25 protein-coding genes are annotated in these 24,186 nt (G+C 64.5%); 8 read left to right on the forward strand and 17 right to left on the reverse strand.

The genetic code is table 11. The features are described from left to right. Positions 1-133 precede the first annotated feature (133 nt). From CO675_RS12360 to CO675_RS12375, 4 genes are all read left to right on the forward strand, one after another. Positions 134-286, forward strand: coding sequence for a DUF1127 domain-containing protein (locus tag CO675_RS12360; protein WP_016846063.1), 153 nt, complete (start codon positions 134-136; stop codon positions 284-286). Between the two features lie 216 nt (positions 287-502). Then, positions 503-1,936, forward strand: a complete 1,434-nt coding sequence (gene trmFO, locus CO675_RS12365; RefSeq protein WP_097672174.1) for a methylenetetrahydrofolate--tRNA-(uracil(54)-C(5))-methyltransferase (FADH(2)-oxidizing) TrmFO — start codon at positions 503-505, stop codon at positions 1,934-1,936. A gap of 5 nt (positions 1,937-1,941) precedes the next feature. Then, entirely contained in the window at positions 1,942-3,045 is a 1,104-nt protein-coding gene (locus tag CO675_RS12370) for a serine/threonine protein kinase (RefSeq protein ID WP_097672175.1), read from the forward strand. A 75-nt stretch (positions 3,046-3,120) separates the two neighbouring features. Further along, entirely contained in the window at positions 3,121-3,402 is a 282-nt protein-coding gene (locus CO675_RS12375) for a DUF1488 family protein (protein ID WP_097672176.1), read from the forward strand. Positions 3,403-3,404: 2 nt separating this feature from the next. Here the strand turns inward: CO675_RS12375 and CO675_RS12380 are convergent, their stop codons facing one another. From CO675_RS12380 to yajC, 5 genes are read right to left on the reverse strand one after another with little or no spacing between them, the layout of a single operon-like run. Next, on the reverse strand, positions 3,405-4,268 hold the full coding sequence (locus CO675_RS12380; protein WP_097672177.1) for a phytoene/squalene synthase family protein: 864 nt from the start codon (positions 4,266-4,268) through the stop codon (positions 3,405-3,407). Then, positions 4,265-4,648, reverse strand: a complete 384-nt coding sequence (locus tag CO675_RS12385; RefSeq protein WP_097672178.1) for an Mth938-like domain-containing protein — start codon at positions 4,646-4,648, stop codon at positions 4,265-4,267. The genes CO675_RS12380 and CO675_RS12385 overlap by 4 nt, the downstream gene beginning before the upstream one ends. A 6-nt stretch (positions 4,649-4,654) precedes the next feature. Continuing rightward, the gene (gene secF, locus CO675_RS12390; RefSeq protein ID WP_097672179.1) at positions 4,655-5,683 is read right to left on the reverse strand and encodes a protein translocase subunit SecF; all 1,029 of its coding nucleotides are present in this window, start codon (positions 5,681-5,683) and stop codon (positions 4,655-4,657) included. 10 nt (positions 5,684-5,693) lie between these two features. After that, positions 5,694-7,289, reverse strand: a complete 1,596-nt coding sequence (gene secD / locus CO675_RS12395) for a protein translocase subunit SecD (RefSeq protein ID WP_097672180.1) — start codon at positions 7,287-7,289, stop codon at positions 5,694-5,696. A gap of 39 nt (positions 7,290-7,328) precedes the next feature. Then, positions 7,329-7,685: a preprotein translocase subunit YajC gene (yajC, locus tag CO675_RS12400; protein WP_050400518.1), complete on the reverse strand. Its 357-nt coding sequence runs from the start codon at positions 7,683-7,685 to the stop codon at positions 7,329-7,331. Between the two features lie 190 nt (positions 7,686-7,875). On the opposite strand from yajC, the gene CO675_RS12405 reads away from it, so the two are divergent. From CO675_RS12405 to CO675_RS12415, 3 genes are all read left to right on the forward strand, one after another. After that, on the forward strand, positions 7,876-8,859 hold the full coding sequence (locus CO675_RS12405; protein WP_097672181.1) for an ATP-binding protein: 984 nt from the start codon (positions 7,876-7,878) through the stop codon (positions 8,857-8,859). Between the two features lie 66 nt (positions 8,860-8,925). Next, positions 8,926-9,405 carry a CxxCxxCC domain-containing protein gene (locus CO675_RS12410; RefSeq protein ID WP_097672182.1) on the forward strand — a complete coding sequence of 160 codons (480 nt, stop codon included), beginning with the start codon at positions 8,926-8,928 and terminating at the stop codon, positions 9,403-9,405. A gap of 356 nt (positions 9,406-9,761) precedes the next feature. Further along, positions 9,762-11,387, forward strand: coding sequence for a porin (locus CO675_RS12415; RefSeq protein ID WP_097672183.1), 1,626 nt, complete (start codon positions 9,762-9,764; stop codon positions 11,385-11,387). 173 nt (positions 11,388-11,560) lie between these two features. Here CO675_RS12415 and CO675_RS12420 read toward each other — a convergent pair whose 3' ends face one another. Next, a complete protein-coding gene (locus CO675_RS12420) occupies positions 11,561-12,937 on the reverse strand; it encodes a LysM peptidoglycan-binding domain-containing M23 family metallopeptidase (protein WP_097672184.1) in 1,377 nt (458 codons plus the stop codon). 110 nt (positions 12,938-13,047) lie between these two features. Then, positions 13,048-13,704 (reverse strand): protein-L-isoaspartate(D-aspartate) O-methyltransferase, encoded by a 657-nt coding sequence (locus CO675_RS12425; protein WP_198964574.1) that lies wholly within the window; start codon positions 13,702-13,704, stop codon positions 13,048-13,050. A gap of 374 nt (positions 13,705-14,078) precedes the next feature. Here CO675_RS12425 and CO675_RS12430 point away from each other — a divergent pair, with 374 nt between their 5' ends. Beyond that, positions 14,079-14,456 (forward strand): response regulator, encoded by a 378-nt coding sequence (locus CO675_RS12430; RefSeq protein WP_095734447.1) that lies wholly within the window; start codon positions 14,079-14,081, stop codon positions 14,454-14,456. A 102-nt stretch (positions 14,457-14,558) separates the two neighbouring features. Here the strand turns inward: CO675_RS12430 and surE are convergent, their stop codons facing one another. The 10 genes from surE to CO675_RS12480 all read right to left on the reverse strand — a co-directional run bounded on the left by surE (position 14,559) and on the right by CO675_RS12480 (position 24,128). Then, complete coding sequence (gene surE, locus CO675_RS12435) at positions 14,559-15,326, reverse strand: 5'/3'-nucleotidase SurE (RefSeq protein ID WP_097672185.1); 768 nt, start codon at positions 15,324-15,326, stop codon at positions 14,559-14,561. A 79-nt stretch (positions 15,327-15,405) separates the two neighbouring features. Continuing rightward, entirely contained in the window at positions 15,406-16,389 is a 984-nt protein-coding gene (locus tag CO675_RS12440; RefSeq protein WP_097672186.1) for a hypothetical protein, read from the reverse strand. Between the two features lie 16 nt (positions 16,390-16,405). After that, complete coding sequence (gene serS, locus CO675_RS12445) at positions 16,406-17,737, reverse strand: serine--tRNA ligase (RefSeq protein WP_097672187.1); 1,332 nt, start codon at positions 17,735-17,737, stop codon at positions 16,406-16,408. A 201-nt stretch (positions 17,738-17,938) separates the two neighbouring features. After that, positions 17,939-18,733: a twin-arginine translocase subunit TatC gene (gene tatC, locus CO675_RS12450; RefSeq protein WP_097672188.1), complete on the reverse strand. Its 795-nt coding sequence runs from the start codon at positions 18,731-18,733 to the stop codon at positions 17,939-17,941. Further along, the gene (gene tatB / locus CO675_RS12455) at positions 18,730-19,272 is read right to left on the reverse strand and encodes a Sec-independent protein translocase protein TatB (RefSeq protein WP_097672189.1); all 543 of its coding nucleotides are present in this window, start codon (positions 19,270-19,272) and stop codon (positions 18,730-18,732) included. The genes tatC and tatB overlap by 4 nt, the downstream gene beginning before the upstream one ends. 160 nt (positions 19,273-19,432) lie before the next feature. Beyond that, positions 19,433-19,666: a twin-arginine translocase TatA/TatE family subunit gene (locus tag CO675_RS12460; RefSeq protein WP_050400528.1), complete on the reverse strand. Its 234-nt coding sequence runs from the start codon at positions 19,664-19,666 to the stop codon at positions 19,433-19,435. A gap of 147 nt (positions 19,667-19,813) precedes the next feature. Then, positions 19,814-20,698, reverse strand: a complete 885-nt coding sequence (gene scpB / locus CO675_RS12465; protein ID WP_097672190.1) for an SMC-Scp complex subunit ScpB — start codon at positions 20,696-20,698, stop codon at positions 19,814-19,816. 76 nt (positions 20,699-20,774) lie between these two features. After that, positions 20,775-21,596, reverse strand: a complete 822-nt coding sequence (locus CO675_RS12470; RefSeq protein ID WP_097672191.1) for a segregation and condensation protein A — start codon at positions 21,594-21,596, stop codon at positions 20,775-20,777. Then, the gene (nagZ, locus tag CO675_RS12475; protein WP_097672192.1) at positions 21,593-22,615 is read right to left on the reverse strand and encodes a beta-N-acetylhexosaminidase; all 1,023 of its coding nucleotides are present in this window, start codon (positions 22,613-22,615) and stop codon (positions 21,593-21,595) included. Before nagZ ends, CO675_RS12470 begins: the two co-directional genes overlap by 4 nt. 46 nt (positions 22,616-22,661) lie before the next feature. Beyond that, positions 22,662-24,128: an SPOR domain-containing protein gene (locus tag CO675_RS12480; protein WP_097672193.1), complete on the reverse strand. Its 1,467-nt coding sequence runs from the start codon at positions 24,126-24,128 to the stop codon at positions 22,662-22,664. Positions 24,129-24,186: the final 58 nt, after the last annotated feature.

Consider the following 24,186-nt stretch of genomic DNA (forward strand, 5'->3'; position numbering starts at 1 on the left):
AACTTATCGTCGCCATGCGTTTTGGGTCTAGCTGCATCGCACCATTGGAACTACCGCGCCGCACCATATCATCTATATTCACTTCAACGATGAGGCTTTGGAAAAGCTGAATCTGAATTACTAGGAGACTACCATGTTGCTCTCGCTCATCCGCATGATCCAGGCTTTCCGGGATTATCAGCGCAATGTCAGCGAACTGTCCCAGCTCAGCGATCGCGAACTGGCCGATATCGGCCTCGACCGCTCGGACATTCCGCGCGTTGCCGCCGGTACCTACAACGGCTAATCGGCCGCAAGCCATCTAATGAACGGATAACGCCCGCTTCCACAGCGGGCGTTCTCGTTTTCAGAGCCCATCCCGTTCCGATGCCGTCGGAACGGGATGGGTTCTGATCGCTGGGTTTGACGCGTTTTCTCCATGCGAACCGGCACCCGCTTCGCTTGAAAACGCTCTGCTGCAGTTTCAGATGCATATGGCCTCGAAACGCGCTAACGCTGCGCGATGACACCGCATCAATCCTCTTCCCAACCCGTGCACATCGTGGGCGCGGGGCTCGCCGGCTCGGAAGCCGCCTGGCAGGTTGCCAATTCCGGCGTCCGTGCCGTCCTGCATGAAATGCGCCCGCACCGGATGACCGAGGCGCATCGGACCGAAGGCTGCGCCGAACTGGTCTGCTCGAATTCCTTCCGCTCCGACGATGCCGCCAACAACGCGGTCGGGCTGCTGCACGCCGAGATGCGGCGGCTGGGCTCCCTGATCATGCGCTCGGCCGATGCCAACCAGGTGCCTGCCGGCGGCGCGCTGGCGGTCGACCGCGATGGCTTTTCCGCTGCCGTCACCAAAGCGCTGAACGAACATCCGCTGATCGAGATCAGCCGCGAGGAGGTCGCCGGCCTGCCGCCGGCCGACTGGAGCAACGTGATCGTCGCCACCGGTCCCCTCACCTCGGCACCGCTCGCCGACGCCATCAGGCAGCTTACCGACGAGAACGCGCTGGCCTTCTTCGATGCAATCGCACCGATCGTGCACAAGGATTCCATCGACATGTCGGTGGCGTGGTTTCAGTCGCGCTACGACAAGATCGGTCCCGGCGGCACCGGCGCCGATTACATCAACTGCCCGATGACCAAGGAGCAATATGATGCCTTCGTCGCGGCGCTGCTCGACGGCGAGAAGGTCGACTTCAAGGATTGGGAGACCAACACGCCCTATTTCGACGGCTGCCTGCCGGTCGAGGTGATGGCCGAGCGCGGTCCCGAGACATTGCGCCACGGGCCGATGAAGCCGGTGGGATTGACCAATCCGCACAATCCGACGGTCAAGGCCTATGCGATCGTCCAGCTGCGGCAGGACAACAAGCTGGGCACGCTCTACAACATCGTCGGTTTCCAGACCAAGCTGAAGCATGGGGCGCAGCAGCGCGTGTTCCGCACCATCCCCGGCTTGGAGCACGCGGAGTTCGCCCGCCTCGGCGGCCTGCATCGCAATACCTTCCTGAATTCACCGAAGCTGCTGGACAGCCAGTTGCGCCTGCGCGCACAGCCGCGGCTGCGTTTCGCCGGCCAGATGACGGGCTGCGAGGGTTATGTCGAGTCGGCCAGCGTCGGCCTGATTGCCGGCCTCTGCGCTGCCGCCGACATGCGTGGCACGGCGCTGACGCCGCCACCCGCCACCACCGCGCTCGGCGCGCTGCTCGGCCATATCACCGGTGGCCATATCGAGACGATCGACGGCGGTTCGCGTTCGTTCCAGCCGATGAACGTCAATTTCGGTCTGTTCCCGCCGCTGGCCAGCGCTCCGACCAAGAAGCCGGACGGCTCGCGGCTGCGCGGTAACGAGAAGACGGTTGCGAAGAAGCAGGCGATCAGCGCGCGGGCACTCGCCGACCTCGACCACTGGATCGCAGAGCACCTGCGCGTTGCGGCAGCGGCCTGACCGTCATGAGCTTGCCGAAAGACGACGACGCCACCCTGTCGGCGCGATGGAGCCAGGGCGTGCTGCTCAAGCGCGACGTGTTCTCGACGGTCGAGCGCGGCCGTTTCCGGATCGATGGCGGCGAGGTCGAGGGCGTGCTGCGCCGGCTCGATCAGGTGCCGTTCTGGTCGTTCGCCGTGGCACTGCATCTGTTCTCGCGCGAACGCCGCGCGCTCACCCTGGCGCGCGATCTCGACGTCGGCCCCAAGCTGTTGTGGGCAGGCAGGCGCGCGCTGGTGCGCGGCTTCATCGACGGCGCGGCGCTGCATCTGGCGAAGCCGCATGGCGACGTCGCCTATTTCCGTTCCGCCAAGGCCGCGCTGCGCAAGATGCATCGCGCCGGTATCTGCCACAACGACCTCGCCAAGGAGCAGAACTGGCTGGTCGGTCGCGACGGTCGCGCCTACCTCACCGACTTTCAGCTTGCCGCCTGCTTCAAGACCCGAAGCCGGCTGTTCCGCATCGCGGCCTATGAGGATCTGCGGCATCTGTTGAAGCACAAGCGCAGCTACGCGCCGGAGGCGTTGACGCCGAAGGAGCGCAAGGTGCTCGCGAAGAAGTCCGCGGTCGCCAGCGTCTGGCTCAAGACCGGCAAGAAGGTCTATCAGGCGATCACCCGCGGCATCTTCAATTTCACCGACCGCGAGGGCGGCGGCCGGCGGCTGGTCAACGACGCGCCGGTGCTGGTCGATTTGATCCGCAGGAATCCCGACGTGCGCGACACCGCGATCGTCGCCTTTGCCGACCGGCGCGTCGGCGTCGGGCTCTACGCCTTCGTCGAGGCCGATCAGTCCGCGCTGGAGAAGACGCTGCGGAGCGAGCTTGCCGGCGCCAAGGGCGTCAAGCCGCCGGAACACATCCAGATCGTGCATGCATTGCCGCGCGATGCTACCGGCAAGCCGCGCACCGAAATCCTGCAGCTCGTCGCCATGAACCAGATCGACCTGATCGAGCCGATGATGCGCAGCGACGCCGATCGCGAGTTCCTCAAGGACATCCTTGAGCAACGCAAGAATCTGCGCGACCGCTTCAATTTCGAAGTTGCCGAGATGGATCGGCCGGCGCGCTGAAGCGCGCGCACTCTCGACAAACGCAGCTCGACACGCCAATCTTGTGAGGGCTGGCGCGCTCAAGGGACAAGTCTAATGCCACTCACCCGTGGCCGTATCGGGGGATATGATTCCGAACGCCTTGCGTTCGGATTCACCATGATGAACGGCGATCAGGAAATTGAATGCCAGATCAGCGACGCCGCAATGGACGAGCTGGCCGGCACACGTGGAACGGCGAGCATGGCGCGGCAGGCGCAATTCGTTGCGCTCCGCGACGCCGTCGAGCAAATCGCATCCGACGTCTATGACAGCAGCCCGGTGGTCAAAGGCGCGACGATCCGGATCTTCACCAAGCATATCTTGTCGAAAGAATAGACCTAGCGACCGAACTCTTCGGTGCGCGCGGCGCGCCACAACGTCCAGAGCGTGCGCAGGCGCGACGCCGGCTTCGGCAGGAACGGATCGTAGTCGGCCCGCCTCACCCGGTTCAGTTCGCGCCTGACGTAAGCGAGCGGCAGGAAGATCGGCCTCACGCCGGACGGCACGTCCGCAAGCAGCCCGAATGCGGTCTTGAGATGAGCCTGCGCCTCCTCCGCCAGCTGATCGATCGCAGCACGGATGTTCGGCGTCGGCTTGCCGGCAAACACCTCCTCCTTGCTGCTGCCGTGCCGCTGCAGCAGCTCCAGTGGCAGAAAGAGCTGCTGCCGCGAGGCGTCGCGGCCCAGCGCGGCGATGACCAGCGCCATGCCCTGGGCGAGGCCGGCATGTCGAGCCAGGTGATCGATCGCCTCCGACGGCCGCGCCACCACGCGCGTGGCCTGCGCGAACAGCGCTGACACCGTGGCGTCGAGGTAGCCCTCGAGTGCAGCCAGCGACGGCATCGGGTCGTTGTAGAGATCGAACTGATGCTCCTCGACCAGGAGCGAGAACGGCGAGACCGGCAGGCGGTAGTTGCGGATCGCATAGAGCAGCTCGGCCGCGACCGGATTGCCCTCGACACCGCCGTGCCCGGCGCCGGCCAGCATGTCGGTCCACCATTGCAGCCGCATCTCGCCAGGCAGCGGCTGGCTGACCTGCTCGTGCACGCGCGAGACCTCGATGTTGAAGGCGTAGATCGCGAGCAGCGCCCGGCGCTCCGGACCCGGCAGGAACAAGGTCGACGCGTAACGCGCGAAGTCATGGGTCCGCACCAGATCGGCGCAGAACGCCGCGCCGTCGGTCGGCGCCCCCGTCGCGCTCATGGCACCGCGATCAGCGCCGCCGCGACGCGACGCCGCTCGCCCAGCATGATGTTGTAGGTACGGATCGCAGGGCCCGTCTGCATCGGGTCGAGCACCACCCGCACCGCGCGCAGGGCCTCGCGCAGGCCCCTTGGCGGCACCCAGACCTCGGTGCCGGTGCCGACGATCAGCGTATCGATCGCATTGGCGGCCGCGAATACCTTTTGCAGCGAATATTCGTCGATCTCCTGCGGCCTGGTCACCGCCCAGGCCCACATCGAGTCCGGCAGGCACAGCAGCGAGCCGCGGTGCGACATGTCGGCAAACGCGAAGCCGCCCTTGCCGTAGGCCTCGATCGGCGCCGACCTCGGAAGATGGGGAGCGTCCGAGGAATTGCTCATGACCCGCTACTTCTTGGCCGCAGCGTTCGGCTTCTTCTCTGATTGATCGTCGGCGGCGTCGCGCCGCGTGGTGCCGACGCCGAGATAGATCAGGATCGGAGCCGCGATGAAGATCGAGGTGTAGGTGCCGACCAGCACCACGCCGAACATCATCACGGCGGTGAAGCTATGGATCGCCTGGCCGCCGAACAGCAGCAGCGCGAGCAGCGCCAGGGTCACGGTGACGTGGGTGATGATCGAGCGCGACAGCGTCGAGTTGATCGATTCGTTGAGCAGCTGCGGCATCGGCATCTTCTTGTAGCGCCGCAGCATCTCGCGGATACGGTCGTAGATGACGACGGTATCGTTGAGCGAATAGCCGAGAATCGTCAGCAGCGCCGCGATGCTGGTGAGATCGAAATCGACCTGGGTGATCGACATGAAGCCGATCGTCAGCACGATGTCGTGGACGTTGGCGATCATGGCACCGAGCGCGAACTGCCACTCGAACCGGAACCAGAGATAGATCAGGATGCCGACGATCGCGAGCATCAGGCCGAGCATGCCGTAGGCGAGCAATTCGCCGGAGACGCGCGGTCCCACCACTTCGACCCGGCGGTAGTCGACGGAATCGCCGAGCGCGCCGCGAACCTTCGTCACCGCGTCTTGCTGGGCCTGGTCGCCGCCGGGCTGCTCCGCGACGCGGATCAAAACTTCAGCCGCACCTCCGAACTGCTGCAACTGCACCTCGCCGAGGCCGAGCCCGTTCAGGGTCGTGCGCATTGCGGCAATATCGGCGGTGCCGGACTTGGCCCGCACCTCGAGCAGTGTACCACCCTTGAAGTCGATGCCGAAATTCAGGCCGTGGGTGAAGAACAGCGTGATCGCAAGGATCGAGAGCAGCGCCGAGATCGGGAAGCTGATGCGGCGAAAGCGCGTGAAGTCGAAATGCGTGTCGTCGGGCACGATGCGCAGCGACGGCATCAGCCCGAGCGCCGCGACCACGGTCAGCACGGCAATCAGGATGCCAAGGCCAATGAGAACGGTATGAGTCACAATAGGCCTCTCAGATCGGCACGGTTTGCGGCCGCTTCCACCGCACCCATGCCGCGACGATCAGGCGCGTCAGGGTAAAGGCGGTGAACACCGTGGTGATGATGCCGATGCCGAGCGTCACGGCAAAGCCGCGCACCGGTCCGGTGCCAATGTAGAACAGCACGGCGGCAGCGATGAAGGTGGTGATGTTGGAGTCGAGGATGGTCGCCAGTGCCCGCTTGAAGCCGGCGTCGATCGCCGAGATCGCGTTGCGGCCGCCGCGCAATTCCTCGCGGATGCGCTCATAGATCAGCACGTTGGAGTCGACCGCGATACCCACCGTCAGCACGATGCCGGCGATGCCCGGCAAGGTCAGCGTGGCGTTGAGCAGCGACAGCAGCCCGAAGATCATGGCGACGTTGATGGCCACGGCGATATTGGCGAACACCCCGAACAGCCGGTAGGTGATCAGCATGAACACGATGACCAGGATCGAGCCGACATAGGCTGCCAGTTCGCCCTTTTCGATCGAGTCCTGGCCGAGGCCGGGACCGACGGTGCGCTCCTCAACCACCGTCAGCGGCGCCGGCAGCGCGCCGGCGCGCATCAGGATCGCCAGATCGTTGGCCGACTGCACGGTGAAGCTGCCGGAGATCTGGCCCTGTCCGCCGGTGATCGGTTCGCGAATCACGGGTGCCGAGATCACCTTGTTGTCGAGCACGATCGCAAACGGCTGGCCGACATTGTCGGCGGTCGCCTGCGCGAATTTGCGCGCGCCCGACGTATTGAACTTGAAGCTGACGATCGCCTCGCCGGTACGCTGGTCGAAGCCGGGCTGGGCATCGGAGAGTTCGCTGCCGGAAACCAGCACCTGCTTCTTCACGATGTACGGAACCGGTGGCGGCGACGCGCTCACGAGCCGCTCCGAATCCGCCGGCACCGTGGCCTGATCGGGCGACGCCGTGGTGTCGACCATGCGGAATTCCATCTTCGCGGTCTTGCCCAGCAACTCCTTCAGATGGGTCGGGTCCTGCAGGCCCGGCACCTGCACCAGGATGCGGTCGGTGCCCTGACGCTGGATCAGGGGCTCGACGGTGCCGAGCTCGTTGACGCGGCGCTCGACGATCTGGATCGACTGCTCGATGGTCTTGCGCATCCGCTCGATCATTGCGGGCTGCGACACGGTCAGGCGGATCAAGCCGCCCCCGGCGTCGGTCACGTCGACATCGCGCTGGCCGCTGGAGCCGAGCAAGCCGCCGATCGGCTGCGCGACCTCGCGAAGCTTGGTCATCGCCGCCGGAACATCGGCCTCCTTCGTGATCCGGACCTCGACGCCGTCGTTGCGGATCTGCACGCCCCCGTTGAAGAGGATCCGAGCGTCACGCAGCGCCTTTCTTGTGTCGTCGCGAACCTGTTCGAGCTTTTCCTTCTTCACGTAGTTGGCGTCGACCTCGAGCAGCAGATACGAGCCGCCCTGCAAATCGAGGCCGAGAACGAGGCGCCGCTGCGCCCAGGCCGGCCAAGTCTTGACCTGCGCTTCGGGGAAGAAATTGGGCACGGCGCACAGGCAGACCACCAGCGCTGTCAGGATAATCCCCAGCGCTCGCCACCGCGTGAAATACAACATCGAATTGACCTGTCAGATTCGGCAAGGGCTCCGCGGCGATCAGCTCGCGGACGCCTCGTCCTTGGCATCGCCCTTCGCCGGCTCACCCTTGGTCCGCACGCCCGAAATCATCTGGCGCATCTGGCGCACGCGAACGCCGTCAGAAATCTCGAACTCGATCTGGTCGTCGTCGACCACCTTGGTCACCTTGCCGACGAGGCCGCCCGAGGTCACCACGGTGTCGCCGCGGCGGATGTTCTTCACGAGATCCGCATGATCGCGCACCTTCCGCTGCTGCGGGCGCAGAATCAGGAAGTACATGATGACGAAGATCAGCGCGAATGGCAGCAGCGACATCAACATGCTGTTGGTATCAGTGCCAGCTCCAGCCTGAGCAAACGCAGGAGTAATCAGCATTCAGACGATCCTCGGATAAGACGGGAAAGGACCGGCAGCGCCCTCGGGGTCGGGGCGGTATGGCGGTCCGGACAAATTCGCGCGGACTATAGCGGCCGCGGTCCCAATTGCAACGTTAACGGACCTTCATTTAGGGCGCTTGCCGGACCGCCGCCAGCCCGATAAGGCTGCGCCGTCAGGAACTGGACAAATGCCGAAAAAAGTCAAGAAAACCACCAGCAAAACAGCCCGCAAATCCGCCCCTCAAGCCGCCGCCAAGCGTGCCGCAAACGCCGCGACAAAACGCCCGGTGATGCCGCTCGATGGCGCCACTGCCGAGCGGATTGCGAACGCCCTGGAAACCATTGCGAGCCGCCTCGCGGCCGCCTCCCCGGCCTCCGATCCGGCCGAGTCGTTCGGTGCCGCCGACGCCTTTGTCTGGCATCCGGACGGGCGCCTCGCCCCGGTGCCACGCGTCAGCCGCGTCGAGATCGGCCTGCTCAAGGGCGTCGACCGGATGCGTGATATCCTGATGGAGAATACCGAGCGCTTCGCCAACGGACTGCCGGCCAACAATGCGCTGCTGTGGGGCGCCCGCGGCATGGGCAAGTCGTCGCTGGTCAAGGCGACGCATGCCAGCCTCAATGTCGATCGCAAGCCGGCCGACCGGCTCAAGCTGATCGAGATCCACCGCGAGGACATCGAGAGCCTGCCCGGCCTGATGGAGCTTCTGCGCAGCTCCTCCTTCCGCTTCATCGTGTTCTGCGACGACCTCTCCTTCGACGGCAACGACGCCTCGTACAAATCGCTCAAGGCGGTGCTTGAAGGCGGTATCGAGGGACGCCCCGAGAACGTCATCCTCTATGCGACCTCGAACCGGCGACATTTGCTGGCGCGCGAGATGATCGAGAACGAGCGCTCGACCGCGATCAATCCGGGCGAAGCGGTCGAAGAGAAAGTATCGCTGTCGGATCGCTTCGGTCTCTGGCTCGGCTTCCACCGCTGCAGCCAGGATGAGTACCTTGCAATGGTGAAGGGCTATTGCGACCATTACGGCATTAAGATCGCCGAGGACGAGCTTGAGCGCGAGGCGCTCGAATGGTCGACCACCCGCGGCTCACGCTCGGGCCGCGTCGCATGGCAGTACACGCAGGAACTCGCCGGCCGGCTCGGCGTGCGGTTGAGCGGGGCTTAGCACGCCCCGCACCTCCGGCAAGCCGCGGGCCTTCTGGATTCGGTGCGGCATGGGTACACTCGACGCATGCCGGCCGAACCCAGCACGACTGCGAGACGATGTGGCGAGTGCACCGCGTGCTGCGATGGCTGGCTGAAGATCCGGATACGTGGCCACGACGTCCATCCGGGACAGCCGTGCCCGTTCAGCAGCGCGGGCCAATGCACGATCTATGAGGAGCGTCCGGTCGATCCGTGCCGGAATTTCGTCTGCGGCTGGCTTACGCCGACAAGCCCGCTGCCCGACTGGATGCGTCCTGACAAATCCGATGTCATCTTTCTTCCGGCAAGCTTTATCTGGCGCACCATTCCGGTCGACGTCGCGGTTGCCATCGGCGCTCATCCGAAAGCCAAGGCGCGCGCATGGCTGGAAGCCTTCAGCCGCGACGCGCGGCGGCCCCTGCTGCTGCAATCGGATGGGGATTGGCACGCGTTTGGACCGCCGCAATTCCTGAGCGACATGGTCGAGCGTCTCGCAGATACGCAAGACCCCTGGCAGCCGATCTAGACCTCGCGCCAGGTGTGAGCTCGCCTCGAACGAGGCCGCAATTGGCATCCATTATTCCAAAACAGCCTCTGTTTTTGCGCTGCAATATTTTATGTCAACATTGCTGCCTGACTTTTGAGGTTGAATTTCTAATCAAGAATTCAACGGCATATACGTAAGTCAAATTTTATTCCAAAAACGCAGATGCGACAAATTGATGCAGTGCAATAGTATCATAGTACCATTTAAGTCACATCGCGGGTTTATCTCCCCTATCTGGCCCGCATCCATGTATCTGGTGTGTGGTATACATTACCGTTCCTCCACTTTGTGACCCTCAGCACACCGCTGAGCTGATCCGACAAAGGGGGGGTTAGATGAAGAAGGGACTTCTCGCCGGAACCGCACTCGCGGCGATCGGCCTGGCGCTCACGCAACAGCCGGTGCAGGCAGCAACGCTCGACGACGTGATGGCGCGTCTGGATGCGCTCGAACGAAACAACGCGAAGCTCGCGAAGGAGAATGCACAGCTCCGGGATCGGGTGAATCACATCTCAAGCCGCAGCGCCGCGCCCCCTGCGGCAGCCTCAACGCCAAAGGGAAACCCGGTGCAGCATGCCGGCGTCGCGCCCTCCCCGGCACCGGCCCCGGAGCACACCGTCGTCAGCATCGGAGGCGCGCCGCTCTACAGCAAGGCGCCGGGTGGCAACGCCTTCGTCGACAACACCACCGTCACCCTCTACGGCCACGTGGACTTGTCCGGCGACGTCTTCAACGCCGGCGTGTTCGATCAGGGCACCAAGTTCGGCATCGCGAGCAACCTCACTTATTTCGGCGTTCGCGCGCGTCACAATCTCGAACCCTACGGTTTTGCCGGGTGGGCGGCAGTGGCCCAATTCGAATCCCTGGTGGAAGTCGCAGCGGTGCCGACCGAGCGCGCCGCATTCGGCACGCGTGACAGCTTCATCGGGATGGAGACGCCATGGGGCGCCATCAAGGCCGGCAAGGCCGACACACCCTACAAGAAGTCGACGGCGAAGTTCGATCCGTTCTCGGCGACGCTCGGCGACTACAACTCGATCATGGGCAACACCGGCGGCGATCTGCGCGCCGAGTTCGATTGGCGCGCGGCCCATGCGCTCTGGTACGAGTCGCCGATCTGGAACGGCTTCCAGACCACGCTGATGATCTCGCCCGGACAGAACACGGCAAAGGACAACAGCGATTTCGCACTCGGCGATTTCAACTGCCCCGCCACGTCCTCGCGCGGCAGCGGCAGCGGCTTCCCGCTGACGTCGGCGCCGGAAGGTTGCACCGACGGTTCGTATGGCAACCTGTACAGCGCCTCGCTGACCTACAATCAGGGGCCGTTCACAGCGGTCGCCGCCTACGAGATGCATGAGGGCACCAACCGTACCGGCGACGAAGCCGTCACGCCCTTGAGCAATGGCGGCGTGCTGATCGTTCCGCCGGGAGCCGTCGGCATCGCCAACGAATGGGCCGCGAAGGTCGGCGCCGGATATCGCCTCGACGACGGCATCGGCAAGCTGCAGCTCTACGGCATCTACGAGGTGATGCGGCGCGAGAACACCGTGGCCGACTTCAACGAGCGGTCGCGCGACGGCTACTTCCTGAGCGCCACCCAAAGCGTCGGCGCCTGGGACGTCAGCGCGTCATGGGCTCACGCCAACGCCTCGCCCGGCTCGCCCGGCACCGGCGTCTTCAACAACTACACCGTCACTCCAGCACCAGGGTCAGCCGATTTTGCGCTCAACTCGGTCGACAGCAGCGCCGATCAATATGCGGCCGGCGTCAAGTACCACTTCAGCCCGTTCGCGACCTGGTACCTCGTCGGCAGTTATCTGCGCAACGGTCCGGGCGCGCATTACTGCCTCGGTGTCAGCGGTCATGGTTATGGCATATGCGGACGCGATGCCAACAACAACGTGGTCGCCGGCAACAAGGCCTCGGCGGTCACAACTGGCATGACGTTCGACTTCTAAGCGCTTTCGAACGAAATGGGCACCAGTTCGCGCGAAGAAAACGCGCCAAAATAAAAGGTAGAGCTTCGGTTCTGTTGCAATCAGGACCGAAGCTCGAGCGCAAAACAAAACGGGGGAGGCTTGCGCCTCCCCCGTTGTCTTTGTTGTGAGACTTGGAAGTCCCGGCGCGCAACTTACGCGCCGTTGAGGAACTGGAGCGGATCGACCGGAGACGATCCCTTGCGAATTTCGAAGTGGAGCTGCGGCGAGCCGGCCTCACCCGACTGGCCCGACTTGGCGATGACCTGGCCGCGCTTGATGGTGTCGCCGCGCTTCACCAGGATTTCGCTGGTGTGCGCGTAAGCGGTGACATAGCCGTTGGAATGGCGAACCAGCACGAGATTGCCGTAGCCCTTCAGCTCATTGCCCGAATAGGCGACGACGCCGTCTTCGGCCGCCTTGACCGGCGTGCCTTCGGGCACCGCGACGTTGATGCCGTCATTGACCTTGCCGTTGGTCTTCGAGCCGTAGGCGGTGATGACCTTACCGCGCACCGGCCAGCGGAACGTCGGCAATGCGCCGGTGGCTTCGCTGGACTTGGTGGCAACCGGCGCTTCTGCGGTGGCGACCGGCTGTTCGACGGTTGCGGTCGGCTGAACCAGCCGCGCGCTCTGCTGCGGCAGCGCCGTGGCGACGACCTTCGGAGCCGCCATGGCCGGCGCCGGGGCAACGGCAACCGGTGCGGCAGCAACGCCTTGCGCGACTGGCGCAGGCGTCGCCATCGCGGTCTTGGCGCCGGGCACCACCAGCTTCATGCCGAGGCTGAGCCGGGCCGACTGATCGAGGTTGTTGGCGCGGGCAAGCTCCGCCACGGGAATATGGTGCTGGCGCGCGATGCTGTGCAGCGTGTCGCCGCGATTGACATAATGTACGCCGGAGGGCGCGGCTGCCACGGCAACAGGCCGTGTCGCAGGCGCGGCCATCGCCGGTGCAGCTGCGGCGGCCATCGGGCGCGGAATGACCAGCTGTTGACCGGGCGACAACGCGCGTGGTCCCTTGTAGCCGTTGGCGCGCAGGATCTCGGCGGTCGAGACGTTGTAGCGGCGCGCCAGCACTTCGAGCGTATCGCTGGTGCCGACGATGATGGTAGTGCCGCTATGTCCGGCATGCGCGGCAGCGACCGACCGCGGAACGGTGCCGGTGGCCTCGATCTGCGGCTGCGCAGGCGGCGGCGTGTAGGACGAGAGCCCGCGCCCTCCTCCGGAGACGCCGGCATTGGCGACCGGGTAGGACTGCGGCGCTGCAACCGGCGGCGGCAACGGCTGTGACTGGTACTGTGAATATTGCGGTTGCGTTCGCGGCCGCGCGTATTGCGGCAGTTCGCGCGGCGGCTGTGCCTGCACGGTACCGGTCGGCTGCGGATCGAACGCAAACGGATTTTGCGAGTAGGAATTTTGCGAGAAGCGCGACGACATGTCGGCGCTGCAACCGGCAAAAGCCATGGACATCAGCGTCAGCACCGCAACCTGCGGTACGCGACGCGAGCGAAGCAACTCAACAACCCCAGACATGGTTACTCACTCGTACGCAACAAAAGACTGTTTTGAGTAAACACGTCGCGAGTAAATAACCGCTTAACCCTGCGAATAAGGCGTTGGTGCCAAGCAGCAAATCGCCGAATTTACAATTCGCGCGCGATTCCCGGCAGCGCCGGCACAAAGCGGACGTCGACCAATTCCTTGCGGTCGAAGCCGTTCTCCGTGCGCACCACGCGGACCAGGGTCTGGGTCCCCTGATGCGGCCCGACCGGGGCGATCAGGATGCCGCCGGGATCGAGCCTCTCCAGCAACTTCTCCGGGATCCGCTCCATCGCCGCGGTAACGATGATACGGTCGAAATCGCCGGCCCCCGCCGGGACGTCGAAGCCGTCGCCGAGCAGCACCTCGATGTTGTAATAGCCCAGCTTCTCGAGGCGCTTGCGGGCGCCGTCAGCCAGCGTCCGGTAGCGCTCGATGGTCAGAACCTGCTTGCACAGCCGGGACAGCACGGCGGCCTGATAGCCTGAGCCGGTGCCGATCTCGAGCACGCGGTGGTCCTTCTGCAACTGCAGCTGCTCGGTCATGTAGGCCACGACGAAGGGCTGGCTGATGGTCTGCCCGCAGGCGATCCCAAGCGCGCTGTCGCGATAGGCCTCGTTACGATCGCGCGGATCGACGAACACCTCGCGCGGCACCTCCTCCATGGTGCGCAGCACCGCCTGGTCGCTCACCCCTCGCCGCCGCAGCGTGAGCTGAAACATCATCTTCTCGGTCGGATCGGGCTTCACGGCCATGTTCATCAGCGTCTCTGGGCAGCAGCGCGGAATCTTCCGCAAGCTTGATGCCATTGAAATCCGAAATACCGCGTTAAGGAAAAATTTCCCCTCACCATTTGTTCCCGGCCAGGAACCGGCAGCCCGATTTCGGGTTGGCGCCAGCACGGCAGCTTCCCATATAATTGCCAGCGATGCGCGGTTAACGCCCAGGCACGCGGAGCTCTGGTTGTGCGGTTTGCACCCCCGTCAGAGTCTGGACGAATCCTGTGCAACAAGTCAGTCAGGATGATCCGGCGACGCAGCGTCGCGCGCTGGAAAGCGACTAATTCCCAAACGTTTGCATTGCGCCTTGTAGTGTTATTTGCGAGCCTATTTCAGGGACGGGCAAGGATTCCATCATGACAGCGATACGGCCGGCGGGCTGTTCAGTTTTCCTCGTGGAGGACGAGGTCATGATCCGGATGATGGTCGCCGATATGCTGGAAGAGCTCGGCCATAGCGTCGCGGCTGAGGCCGGCGAGATCGGCGAAGCGGTCAAGCTCGCGCAATCGACCGAATTCGACCTCGCGATCCTCGACGTCAACGTCAATGGCAAGGTGATCACCCCGGTCGCCGAGCTGATCAACGCCCGGAACCGGCCCTTCATCTTCGCGACCGGCTATGGCTCGTCCGGCCTGCCCCCGGAGTATCGCGATCGTCCGGCGCTGCAAAAGCCCTTCCAGCTGGAAACGTTGGCCCAAGTGATCTCCAGCGCGATGCGGAGCGCGCCGGTTTAACCGAGCGCAACGATCGGTAGCCCGGATGAGCGCAGCGACATCCGGGATTCAAAACTCAGACCCACCCCGGATATCGCTGCGCTCATTCGGGCTACGCGAACATCACTTCAACGTCGCGGTCAGCGATTCCGAAAACGCTTCATCGGTGCGGTCGAGCCGCAGCGGCGTCACCGACACGTAGCGCGCGGCAAGCGCGGCGAGATCGGTGCCTTCGGCCGGCGTATCCATCATCGCCGCGCGCTCGAAGCCGATCCAGAAATACGGATTGCCGCGTCCGTCATGACGACGATCGATCTTCAGAAAACCCTGATTGCGCTTGCCCTGCCGCGTGATCCGGATGCCCTTGACGTCGTCGGGCATGCAGGACGGAAAGTTGACATTGATGACGGTGTTGCGGGGAACGCCTGCGCCGATCACTTTGCGGATGATGTCGGGTCCGAATTTCAGCGCGGTGTCCCACAGCGGCGCGTTGCGCGTCTCGATCGAGAACTCCTGCGACAGCGCAAACGATGGAAAGCCCAGGATGGTGCCTTCCAGCGCGCCGGCGATGGTGCCGGAATAGACCACGTCCTCGGCGACGTTGCGGCCCTTGTTGACGCCGCTCAGCACGAGATCCGGCAGCTTGTCTCCGAGAATGTGGCGCGCGCCCATGATGACGCAATCGGTCGGCGTGCCGCGCACCGCGAAGTGACGCGGGCTGACTTCGCGCAGACGCAGCGGATCGTTGAGCGACAGTGAATGCGAGACGCCGGACTGGTCGAGTTCGGGGGCGACGATCCAGACGTCGTCGGACAATGCGCGTGCGATCTGCTCGACGACCTGCAGGCCGGGGGCGTGGATGCCGTCATCATTGGTGCAGAGAATTCGCATCCGTCAAAGTGCCTCTTGTTCCGATTCGACGCGGGTTTCTTGAATTGCGGTTCCTTGAGCTGATTGCCGTCTTAACCGGCTAGGGCCGCGGAGGCAAACCCGGCCCGTGCCATCGCGCCGACGTGACGCGCCATGGCTGCACGAATCTGCCGCTGCCGGCGATCTTGCGGTCGAACACCGGCCAGGCCGGTCGGGCTGGCCGCCGATTGACCACGACAACAGGCGTCGGCATAGGCGCCTCCAGCTTCTTGGCCGGCGCGACGTTGCGCACTTCGACCTTGAGAGCTTCAGGCCTGCGAGGTTCGGGCTCGTGAGCTTCGGGCCTGAGCGGTTCAGGCTTTTGGGGCTCAGAGTTGGGAGCCTCGCGTTTGACAAGATCAGGCTTGGCAAGCGGCGGCTTCGCCGGTTCAGCCCTGGGTGGTTCAACCACTCGAGATCCAGGCCGCGGCGGCTCGGGAGCGACTGCAGCAGTTTGGAGAAGTTCGGGCTTGGGAGCCTTCGGAAGCTCCGATTTGGGGGGCACGGAGGGCTCGACCTTGCCGGCCAAGAACCGCTCTCCCCCGCGAGACGCCGACTTGGCGGGCTCAACCTTCGGCGCCTCGGAATTCCGAAGCTCAGAAGTCTGCGGCTCAGGACTGCGCGGTTCGGATTTGGGCGGCGCTGGCACTGGCGTCTCGGTCGGGCTTGTACTGAGCGGCGCCGTAGCCGATTTCGATTTCAGCCTCGCCAGCAGCTCCTCGATCGAGGGTACCGATTCCGCGTCGCGCGGAGCACGCGGCGCGGCCGGCGGTGTGGCCCGGACCGGAGCCGGCGCGACGGCTGCAGGCGCGGGCAGATCGGCCGGCGCCAGATGAGTGAACTTGCCGCGCGCGATCTCCAGCGCCTTGTCGAAGTCCGGCCTGTCGATCCAGGCTTTCGTTTGCACCTCGGTCACGCGCGCCTCCCACAAGCGCACGGCCTCGATGTCGTAATAGCCCATCTGCTTCTGATTGATCAGCTGCAGACCGTGGCCCGTGACGGCCCATTGTCGACCAAGCCAGTGGATGTCACGGTGGAGCGGCATCACACTGGCCCTCGCCTTACATGCCGTGCTCGATGACCTTGAGCCCGCCCATATAGGGCTGCAGCACATCGGGCACCGCGATCGAGCCGTCCTGCTGCTGATAGGTCTCCATGACGGCGATCAACGCGCGCCCGACCGCCGTGCCGGAACCGTTCAGCGTATGCACGAAACGCGGCTTGCCGTCGGGGCCGCGATAGCGCGCGTCCATGCGACGTGCCTGAAAATCACCGCATACCGAGCAGCTCGAAATCTCGCGATAGGCGCCGCCATCGCCCTGCCCCGGCATCCATACCTCGATGTCGTAGGTCTTCTGCGCGGAGAAGCCCATGTCGCCGGCGCATAGCGTCATCACGCGATAATGCAAATCGAGCTTCTGTAGCACCTGCTCGGCGCAGGACAGCATGCGTTCGAGCTCATCCTTGCTGGCTTCCGGCGTCGTGATCGACACCAATTCGACCTTCGTGAACTGGTGCTGCCGGATCATGCCGCGGGTATCGCGTCCTGCCGCACCGGCTTCGGCGCGGAAGCACGGCGTCAGCGCGGTGAGCCGCATCGGCAGCTCTTTTTCGTCGAGGATGGATTCGCGCGCGAGGTTGGTCAGCGAGACTTCGGCAGTCGGAATCAAGCCGAGGCGCTCGCTGCGCAGATCGGCATTCGGCGCCGCGAGCAATTCGCCCTTGAACGCCCAGAACTGATCGTCCTCGAATTTCGGCAACTGGCCGGTGCCGAACATCACGGCGTCGCGCACCAGCAGCGGCGGATTGATCTCGGTGTAGCCGTGCTCGCCGGTGTGCAGATCGAGCATGAACTGCCCGATCGCTCGCTCGAGCCGCGCCAGGCCCTTCTTCAGCACGACGAAGCGCGCGCCGGACAATTTCGCCGCCGCCTCGAAATCCATATAGCCGAGCGCGGTGCCGAGATCGTCGTGCAGCTTCGGCGCAAAGCCGTAGTCGCGCTTCATGCCGAACACATGGTGCTGGACGTTGCCGTGCTCGTCGGTGCCGTCGGGCACCTCGTCGAGAGGCAAGTTCGGAATTGACGACAGCTCTTTCGTCAGCTCGTCGTCAAAAGACTTCGCCGCAGTCTCGAGCTGCGGCATCGTGGTCTTCAACTCGGCGACCTCGGCCATCAGCTTGGCCGCACGCGCCTCGTCCTTTGCCTTCTTGGCGTCGCCGATCTCCTTGGAGGCCGCATTGCGCCGCGCCTGGGCCTGCTCCGAAGCCAGGATCGCCGCGCGCCGCTTCTCGTCGATCGCCAGCAGCGACGGCGACAGCGGCCGAAGTCCGCGGCGTTTCAGGCCGGCGTCGAAGGCTGTCGGGTTGTCGCGGATCGCTCTGATGTCGTGCATGGCGGGGAGTCCTAACGTCGCTCTTCAAGATAACGTTGCATGTCAACGTTTTGCGGCGTGCCTCAACTAGCACAAGTGTCATCGCCCGCGAAGGCGGGCGATCCAGTATTCCAGAGACGTCAGTGTATTGCCGGGAAGCCCCGGCGTACCGGATATCCTGCCTTCGCGGGCTATGACCTCCGGATCTGTGACGAAATCACCCTACTCGGCCGGATTGGTCGCCGACGGCGCGGACGAGGGCGCGGCCTTCTTCTCCACGATCCCGACCGAGATGATCGCCCCCTCATAGAGCAGGAGCAGCGGGATCGCGAGCGAGGCCTGGCTCAGCACATCGGGCGGCGTCAGCACGGCGGCGATGATGAAGGCGATCACGATGAAGTAGCGCCGCTTCTCCTTCAGCATCTTCGAGGTGACGATGCCGATGCGGCCGAGCAGCGTCAGGATCACCGGCAGCTGGAATGCGATGCCGAAGGCGAAGATCAGCGACATCATCAGCGAGAGATACTCGCCGACCTTGGGCAGCAACTGGATTTGCGCCGTCTCCGAGCCCGCTGCCTGCTGCATGCCGAGCGAAAAGCGGGTCAGCATCGGGAAGACCACGAAATAGACCATCATCGCACCGAGCACGAAGAACACCGGCGTCGCGATCAGATAAGGCAGGAACGCGTTGCGCTCGTGCTTGTAGAGACCGGGCGCCACGAACTTGTAGATCTGCGTCGCGACGATCGGAAACGAGATGAAGCCGGCGCCGAACAACGCGAGCTTGAGCTGCGTCAGAAAATATTCGAGCAGCGCGGTATAGATGAATTTGGAATTCTCCGGCCCCGCCACCCAGATGAAGGGCCAGACCAGGACGTTGAAGATCTGCTTGGCGAAGAAGAAGCAGATGATGAAGGCCACGCCGAAGCCGAGCAGTGCCTTGATCAGCCGCGAGCGCAGCTCGATCAGATGATCCATCAAGGGGGCCTTGCTGGCCTCGATGTCTTCGGCGCTCATGACGCCCTCGCGTCCTTGAGCACGTCAGGCTGCGCCGGCGTCACGTCCTGCGCGGGCGCCGGCTCGGGCTTCGCCTCGCTGGTGATCGCGAGCGGCTCGCCGGCGGCGGCGTGCCTCTCGGCCTCGACGAAGGTTTCCGGTGTCGGTGGTGCGGGTGTTGTTGGGGTCGCCGGTGCGCTTGACGTCACCGGTGCGTCGCTTGAGGTCACCGGCACATCGGTTGCAGACGCAACCTGCGCATCGACCGGCTTGTCGATCTGCAGGGCGTCGCTGACGTCCTTGTGCAGCGAGGTCATGATATTGCCGCTGGTGATGCCGGTTGCGGCTTCCCTGACCTCGTCAAAACTCTTCTTGAGGTCGGCCATCTCGGCCTCGCGCATGGCTTCCTGGAACTGGCCCTGGAATTCGGAGGCCATCTTGCGGGCCTTGCCCATCCATTGCCCGACCATGCGCAGCACGCCCGGTAGCTCTTTCGGGCCGATGGCGATCAGCGCGACGACCGCGATGACGACCAGTTCACTCCACCCGATGTCGAACATGAATTCTTCCGCCTAAGCGCGCCGCCATCGGCCCCATCGGTCCTGACAGGATCTGGGGCTGGCGGCGCCTTTTCTCAATCGGCGTCCATAGCGCGTCTGTGCGACGGCGTCACCGTTTCGCGCAAGGAAAAACGTCGAAATATGCGTCAGTACAAGCGCGTTAGACGGCCTTGCTGCCGACATCCTGGCGTGCGGCCGACGGCGCCGCATTGTGATCGATCGCCTTGGTGGACTCCGGCTTGTCCGCGACCTTGTCGTCGTCCTGCATGCCCTTCTTGAAGGCCTTGATGCCTTGGGCGACGTCACCCATCAGGTCCGAAATCTTGCCGCGTCCGAACAGCAGCAGGACCACTGCGATCACGACGATCCAGTGCCAAATGCTCAGCGAACCCATCCTGCAACCCTCCAGAAATGGCCGGCGGACCGGCCTGAACTTTGCCGGAAGTTAGGCCCGCGGGGTGTCAAAAACAAGGACCTCGGCCGCGGCAAATCGCTGTCGCGGCTACGTAATATTGCTAGGCTTAACCGGGAATATTTCGGGCTATTCGCCCTTCTCCTCGGCGCCGTCCTCATCGCCCGCGTGGTCGATGTCCGCTTCCGGCTCATCGGCGTCAGGCTCGGACGCATCAGGTTCGGCCGTGTCCACCTCGGCGGCAACTTCCGCCTCGAGTTCGGTTTCGGCCTCGGCGGTCGTTTCGAGCTCGGCAGTCCCAATCTCGGCAGCCTCAACCTCGGCAACCGCTTCGCTCTCGGCCTTCGGTTCCTCGGCTTCCAGCTCGACGGCCGGCGCGAGCAGCAGTTCCAGTGTGTCGCCGGGCTCGAGCGGCTCCTCGTCGTCCCGCAGCGTCGCATCATCCGATGGCGAGGGAACGGAAAAGCCGGTCGGCAGGCGCGAGTCGAGCAGGCCGGTACCCTTCAGTTCCTCCAGCCCCGGCAGGTCGCCGAGCGCTTCCAGGCTGAACTGTGACAGGAACGCATCGGTGGTTCCGAAGGTCAACGGACGGCCCGGCGTCTTGCGGCGGCCGCGCGGGCGAATCCAACCGGTCTCCAGCAGCACGTCGATCGTTCCCTTCGACGTCACCACGCCGCGAATCTCCTCGATCTCGGCACGGGTCACCGGCTGGTGATAGGCGATGATCGACAGCACCTCGATCGCTGCACGCGACAGCTTCCGCGTCTCGGTGCTCTCGCGCGTCATCAGCCACGACAGATCGCCGGCGGTACGGAACGTCCATTTGTTGGCGACCCGAACCAGGTTGACGCCGCGCGGCGCATATTCCGCCTGCAACTGCGCGAGCGCCGCCTTGATATCGACGCCGTCGGGCATCCGCTTGGCCAGCGTTGCCTGATCGATCGGCTCGGCCGATGCAAACAACAGGGCTTCCAGGAGCCGCAATTCCTCAGGACGCGCTACCGGATGATCCATAGGAGAAACCTCCTCCTCGGGCTCGTCTCTGCGCACTTCCGCCAAGCTTGCCATGGGCTTGCTCTCCTTCTTCCACTTACTCAACCGACAGGTCCGGCGCAGCCATTGCGGCCTGCGCTTGACGCTTCCGGAAATAGATCGGCGCGAACGCCTGCTTCTGGTTGATTTCCATCTCGCCCTCGCGAACCAGTTCGAGGGCAGCAGCGAAGCTCGATGCGAACACCGTCGCCTTCTGCTTGGGATCGGCGACGTAGTTCATCAGGTACTCGTCGAGGCAGCTCCAGTCCTCGGCGAGGCCGACCAACCGCTCCAGCGAGGCGCGCGCTTCGGCCAGCGACCACACCGTCCGCTTGGCCAAATGCACCGAGGTCAGCACGCGTGAGGCGCGCTGCGTGGCATAGGCCGACAGCAGATCGTACAAGGTCGCCGTGAACTTCGGATGCTTGATCTCGGCGATCGATTCCGGATTGCCGCGCGGAAAGATATCGCGCTGGAACTGCGGCCGGTTCATCAGCCGGTTCGCCGCCTCGCGGATCGCCTCCAGGCGGCGCAGCTGGTTGGCTAGCGCGGTCGCCATTTCCTCGGCGCTCGGCCCCTCCGCAGTCGGCGGTTCGGGCAGCAGCAGCCGCGACTTCAGGAACGCCAGCCAGGCCGCCATCACCAGATAGTCGGCCGCAAGCTCGAGGCGGATTTTGCGCGCGGCCTCGATGAACGACAGATATTGGTCGGCGAGCGCAAGGATCGAGATCTTCGACAGGTCGACCTTCTGCTGCCGCGCCAGCGTCAACAGCAGGTCGAGCGGGCCCTCATAGCCCTCGACGTCGACCACCAGCGCCGGTTCGCCGTCGGCGAGGTCGGCCGGCCGCCCGGTCTCAAACGATAGAATTTCAGCGGTCATGCCGTCCCTACCCGATCCAACAACGCATCCAGTTCAGCCCGTGCCGCCTGCCGGTCGAGCGGCTCAGGCTGCTTCCGCGCGGCGAGCACAGCGTTGGCCCGCTCAAGCGCCCTGCCGGCCAGTTCCGGCGTCTCCCGCGCGACCTCGCGCATTTCGTCGATATTGCCGTTGCAGTGCAGAACCATGTCGCAACCGGCGTTGACGATGGCGCGGGTCCGCACGGCAATTGATCCGGCCAGCGCATTCATCGACACGTCATCACTCATCAACAAACCCTGGAACCCGATCAGGCCGCGAATCACCTGTTCGATGATTGTCGCAGAAGTCGTCGCCGGATGGACGGGGTCCAGCGCGCTAAACACAACATGTGCAGTCATCGCCATCGGCAGGTCCGCCAGCGGCTGGAACGCGGCAAAATCGGTCCGTTCCAGCTCGTCTGCGGCGGTATCGACCGTCGGAAGCCGGAAGTGGCTGTCCGCGGTGGCCCGGCCATGGCCGGGAATGTGTTTGAGAACGGGCAGCACGCCGCCCTGTTCCAGCCCGTCCGTGACCGCCCGCGCGATCGCCGCGACCTTGCCGGGCTCGGTTCCATAGGCCCGGTTGCCGATCACAGCATCTGCGCCGACCACTGGAACATCGGCCAATGGCAGGCAATCGACGGTAATCCCAAGATCGATCAGGTCGGCCGCAATCAGTCGTGCGCTGAGCCGGGCCGCTGTCAGGCCGAGCTTCGGATCGATGTCGTAGAGCGCGCTGAAGCTCGCGCCGGGCGGATAGGCCGGCCAATGCGGCGGCCCGAGCCGCTGCACCCGCCCGCCCTCCTGGTCGATCAGGACCGGCGCGTCGGCCACACCAACCGCCGACCTGAGTTCCCCAACAAGAGCTGCCACTTGAGCAGGACTCTCAATGTTGCGTTTGAACAGGATGAAGCCCCATGGCCGCTCGGCGCGAACGAATTCGCGTTCAGCGTCGCTGAGGACCAGCCCGGATATGCCCGTGATGAATGCGCGGTTCGCCATTCGGCCGATTAGGCCGTATGCAGCTCACGGGTCAAGGAAACGGCCTTTAATTTCTTTGGATGAGGCACTGCGGCCCGCCGGCCGACATCAGGCTCCGGCACAGCTGGTTCGCCTCTTCCGACGACGCGAACGGGCCGGCAAAGGCGCGGTAGTAGACGCCCTTCTCGCCGAGATCGACGCGTTTGACCACCAAAGGCTGCGAACCGAGCACGCTGCGATACTTGCCCTGCAGCGTCCGGTAGGACGACTGCGCATCCGCCTCGTTCTTCTGCGACGATACCTGGACCAGATAGCCACCACTGCCGACCGACGCCGTCGTGGTCGACGCCACCCGGGTCGGGGGCGCGGCCGGGGCTGCTTCCGCCTGCCCGGGGACCAGCGACATTGGCGCGTTCACGCTGGCATTGGCCGCTGACGGATTGCCGCGCGACACCGGAGGTTTCGCGGCGGCAGGCTTGGCCGCCGGCGCGGCAGCCGCGGCCTGCGCACCATCCGGCGAATCGCCCTTGACGGCGAGCGTGCGGATCTTGCGCGGCTCATTGTTCGGCAGCGTCCCGTTCGCGGTGATCGGCGCCGGCGCGGGCTGCGCCGTTTGCACACTGGCCACTGGCGGCGGATTCGCATTGGCGTTCAGCGCAGGAAACACGACGCGCGGTCCGGCGGTCTTCGAATTGACGTCGACCGGCGTCTCTTCACGCGACACGATCTTCTCGGTGCCATCGCCCGTCGCCATGCGGTCCGGCGTCTTCGCCGGCGCGTCGGCCTGGGCCGGGATCACCTTGGTCGGCGTGTTGTCGGCCTTGATGATCGGCGGCTCACCGCTGCGGGGCGAGCCGACATAGGTCCGGTAGGCGTACGCGCCACCGACGCCGAACACGCCAAGCGCCAGCACCGCGGCGACCGTCATCAGGCCACTGCTCCGCCGGCGCGGTTCAGGCTCTTCCTCGTCGGCCTCATACGCATAGGGATCGTCCGGATAGGACGGATCGCGTTGCAGGTCCTGTTCGCCAGCTTCCAACTGACCGTAGAGCGCATCGTCATAGCGCGACGGATCGTGGCCCTGGTCGCCGCTCTGATAGTGCGGCTCGTCGTCAAATGCCTCGGGCTGTCGCGGCGGCTCGACCGGCCGATAGGTTGCGACCGGTTCGGGCGCCGGCGGCTGCGCGTGCTGGGCTGCATAGCGGTGCAGCGGATGCACCGGCTTCGGCTGGTAGTCCTGCTCGGGCTCTTCGTATTCGGTGCGCTGCACGGGCGGCGGAACGACTGCCTCCTGCCGCGCGCGCTGCATCCACGGCGGCGGGCCCGCGGGCGGCACATCCTCGTCCTCGGCCTGCGGATCATATTGTTGCGGCCGCGCATTGGCGCGTGACTGCAGCGGACGCGGCGGCGGCTTGTTCGCGGAGCCGAACGGATCCGTCTGTCCGATCAGCCGGGCCAGTTCGGCGAGCGGATCGCTCTCGGCCTTGGGTGCCGCGTCGGTGGAAAAAAGTCGGTCCTGATATCGATCAGCCATCGTGATGATGCATCCCCTTCGGGACAGCGCCAAGATCGCCGGCACAGCCGGTCCGAAC

This window comes from Bradyrhizobium sp. C9, from assembly GCF_002532045.1.
GTDB lineage: Bacteria > Pseudomonadota > Alphaproteobacteria > Rhizobiales > Xanthobacteraceae > Bradyrhizobium.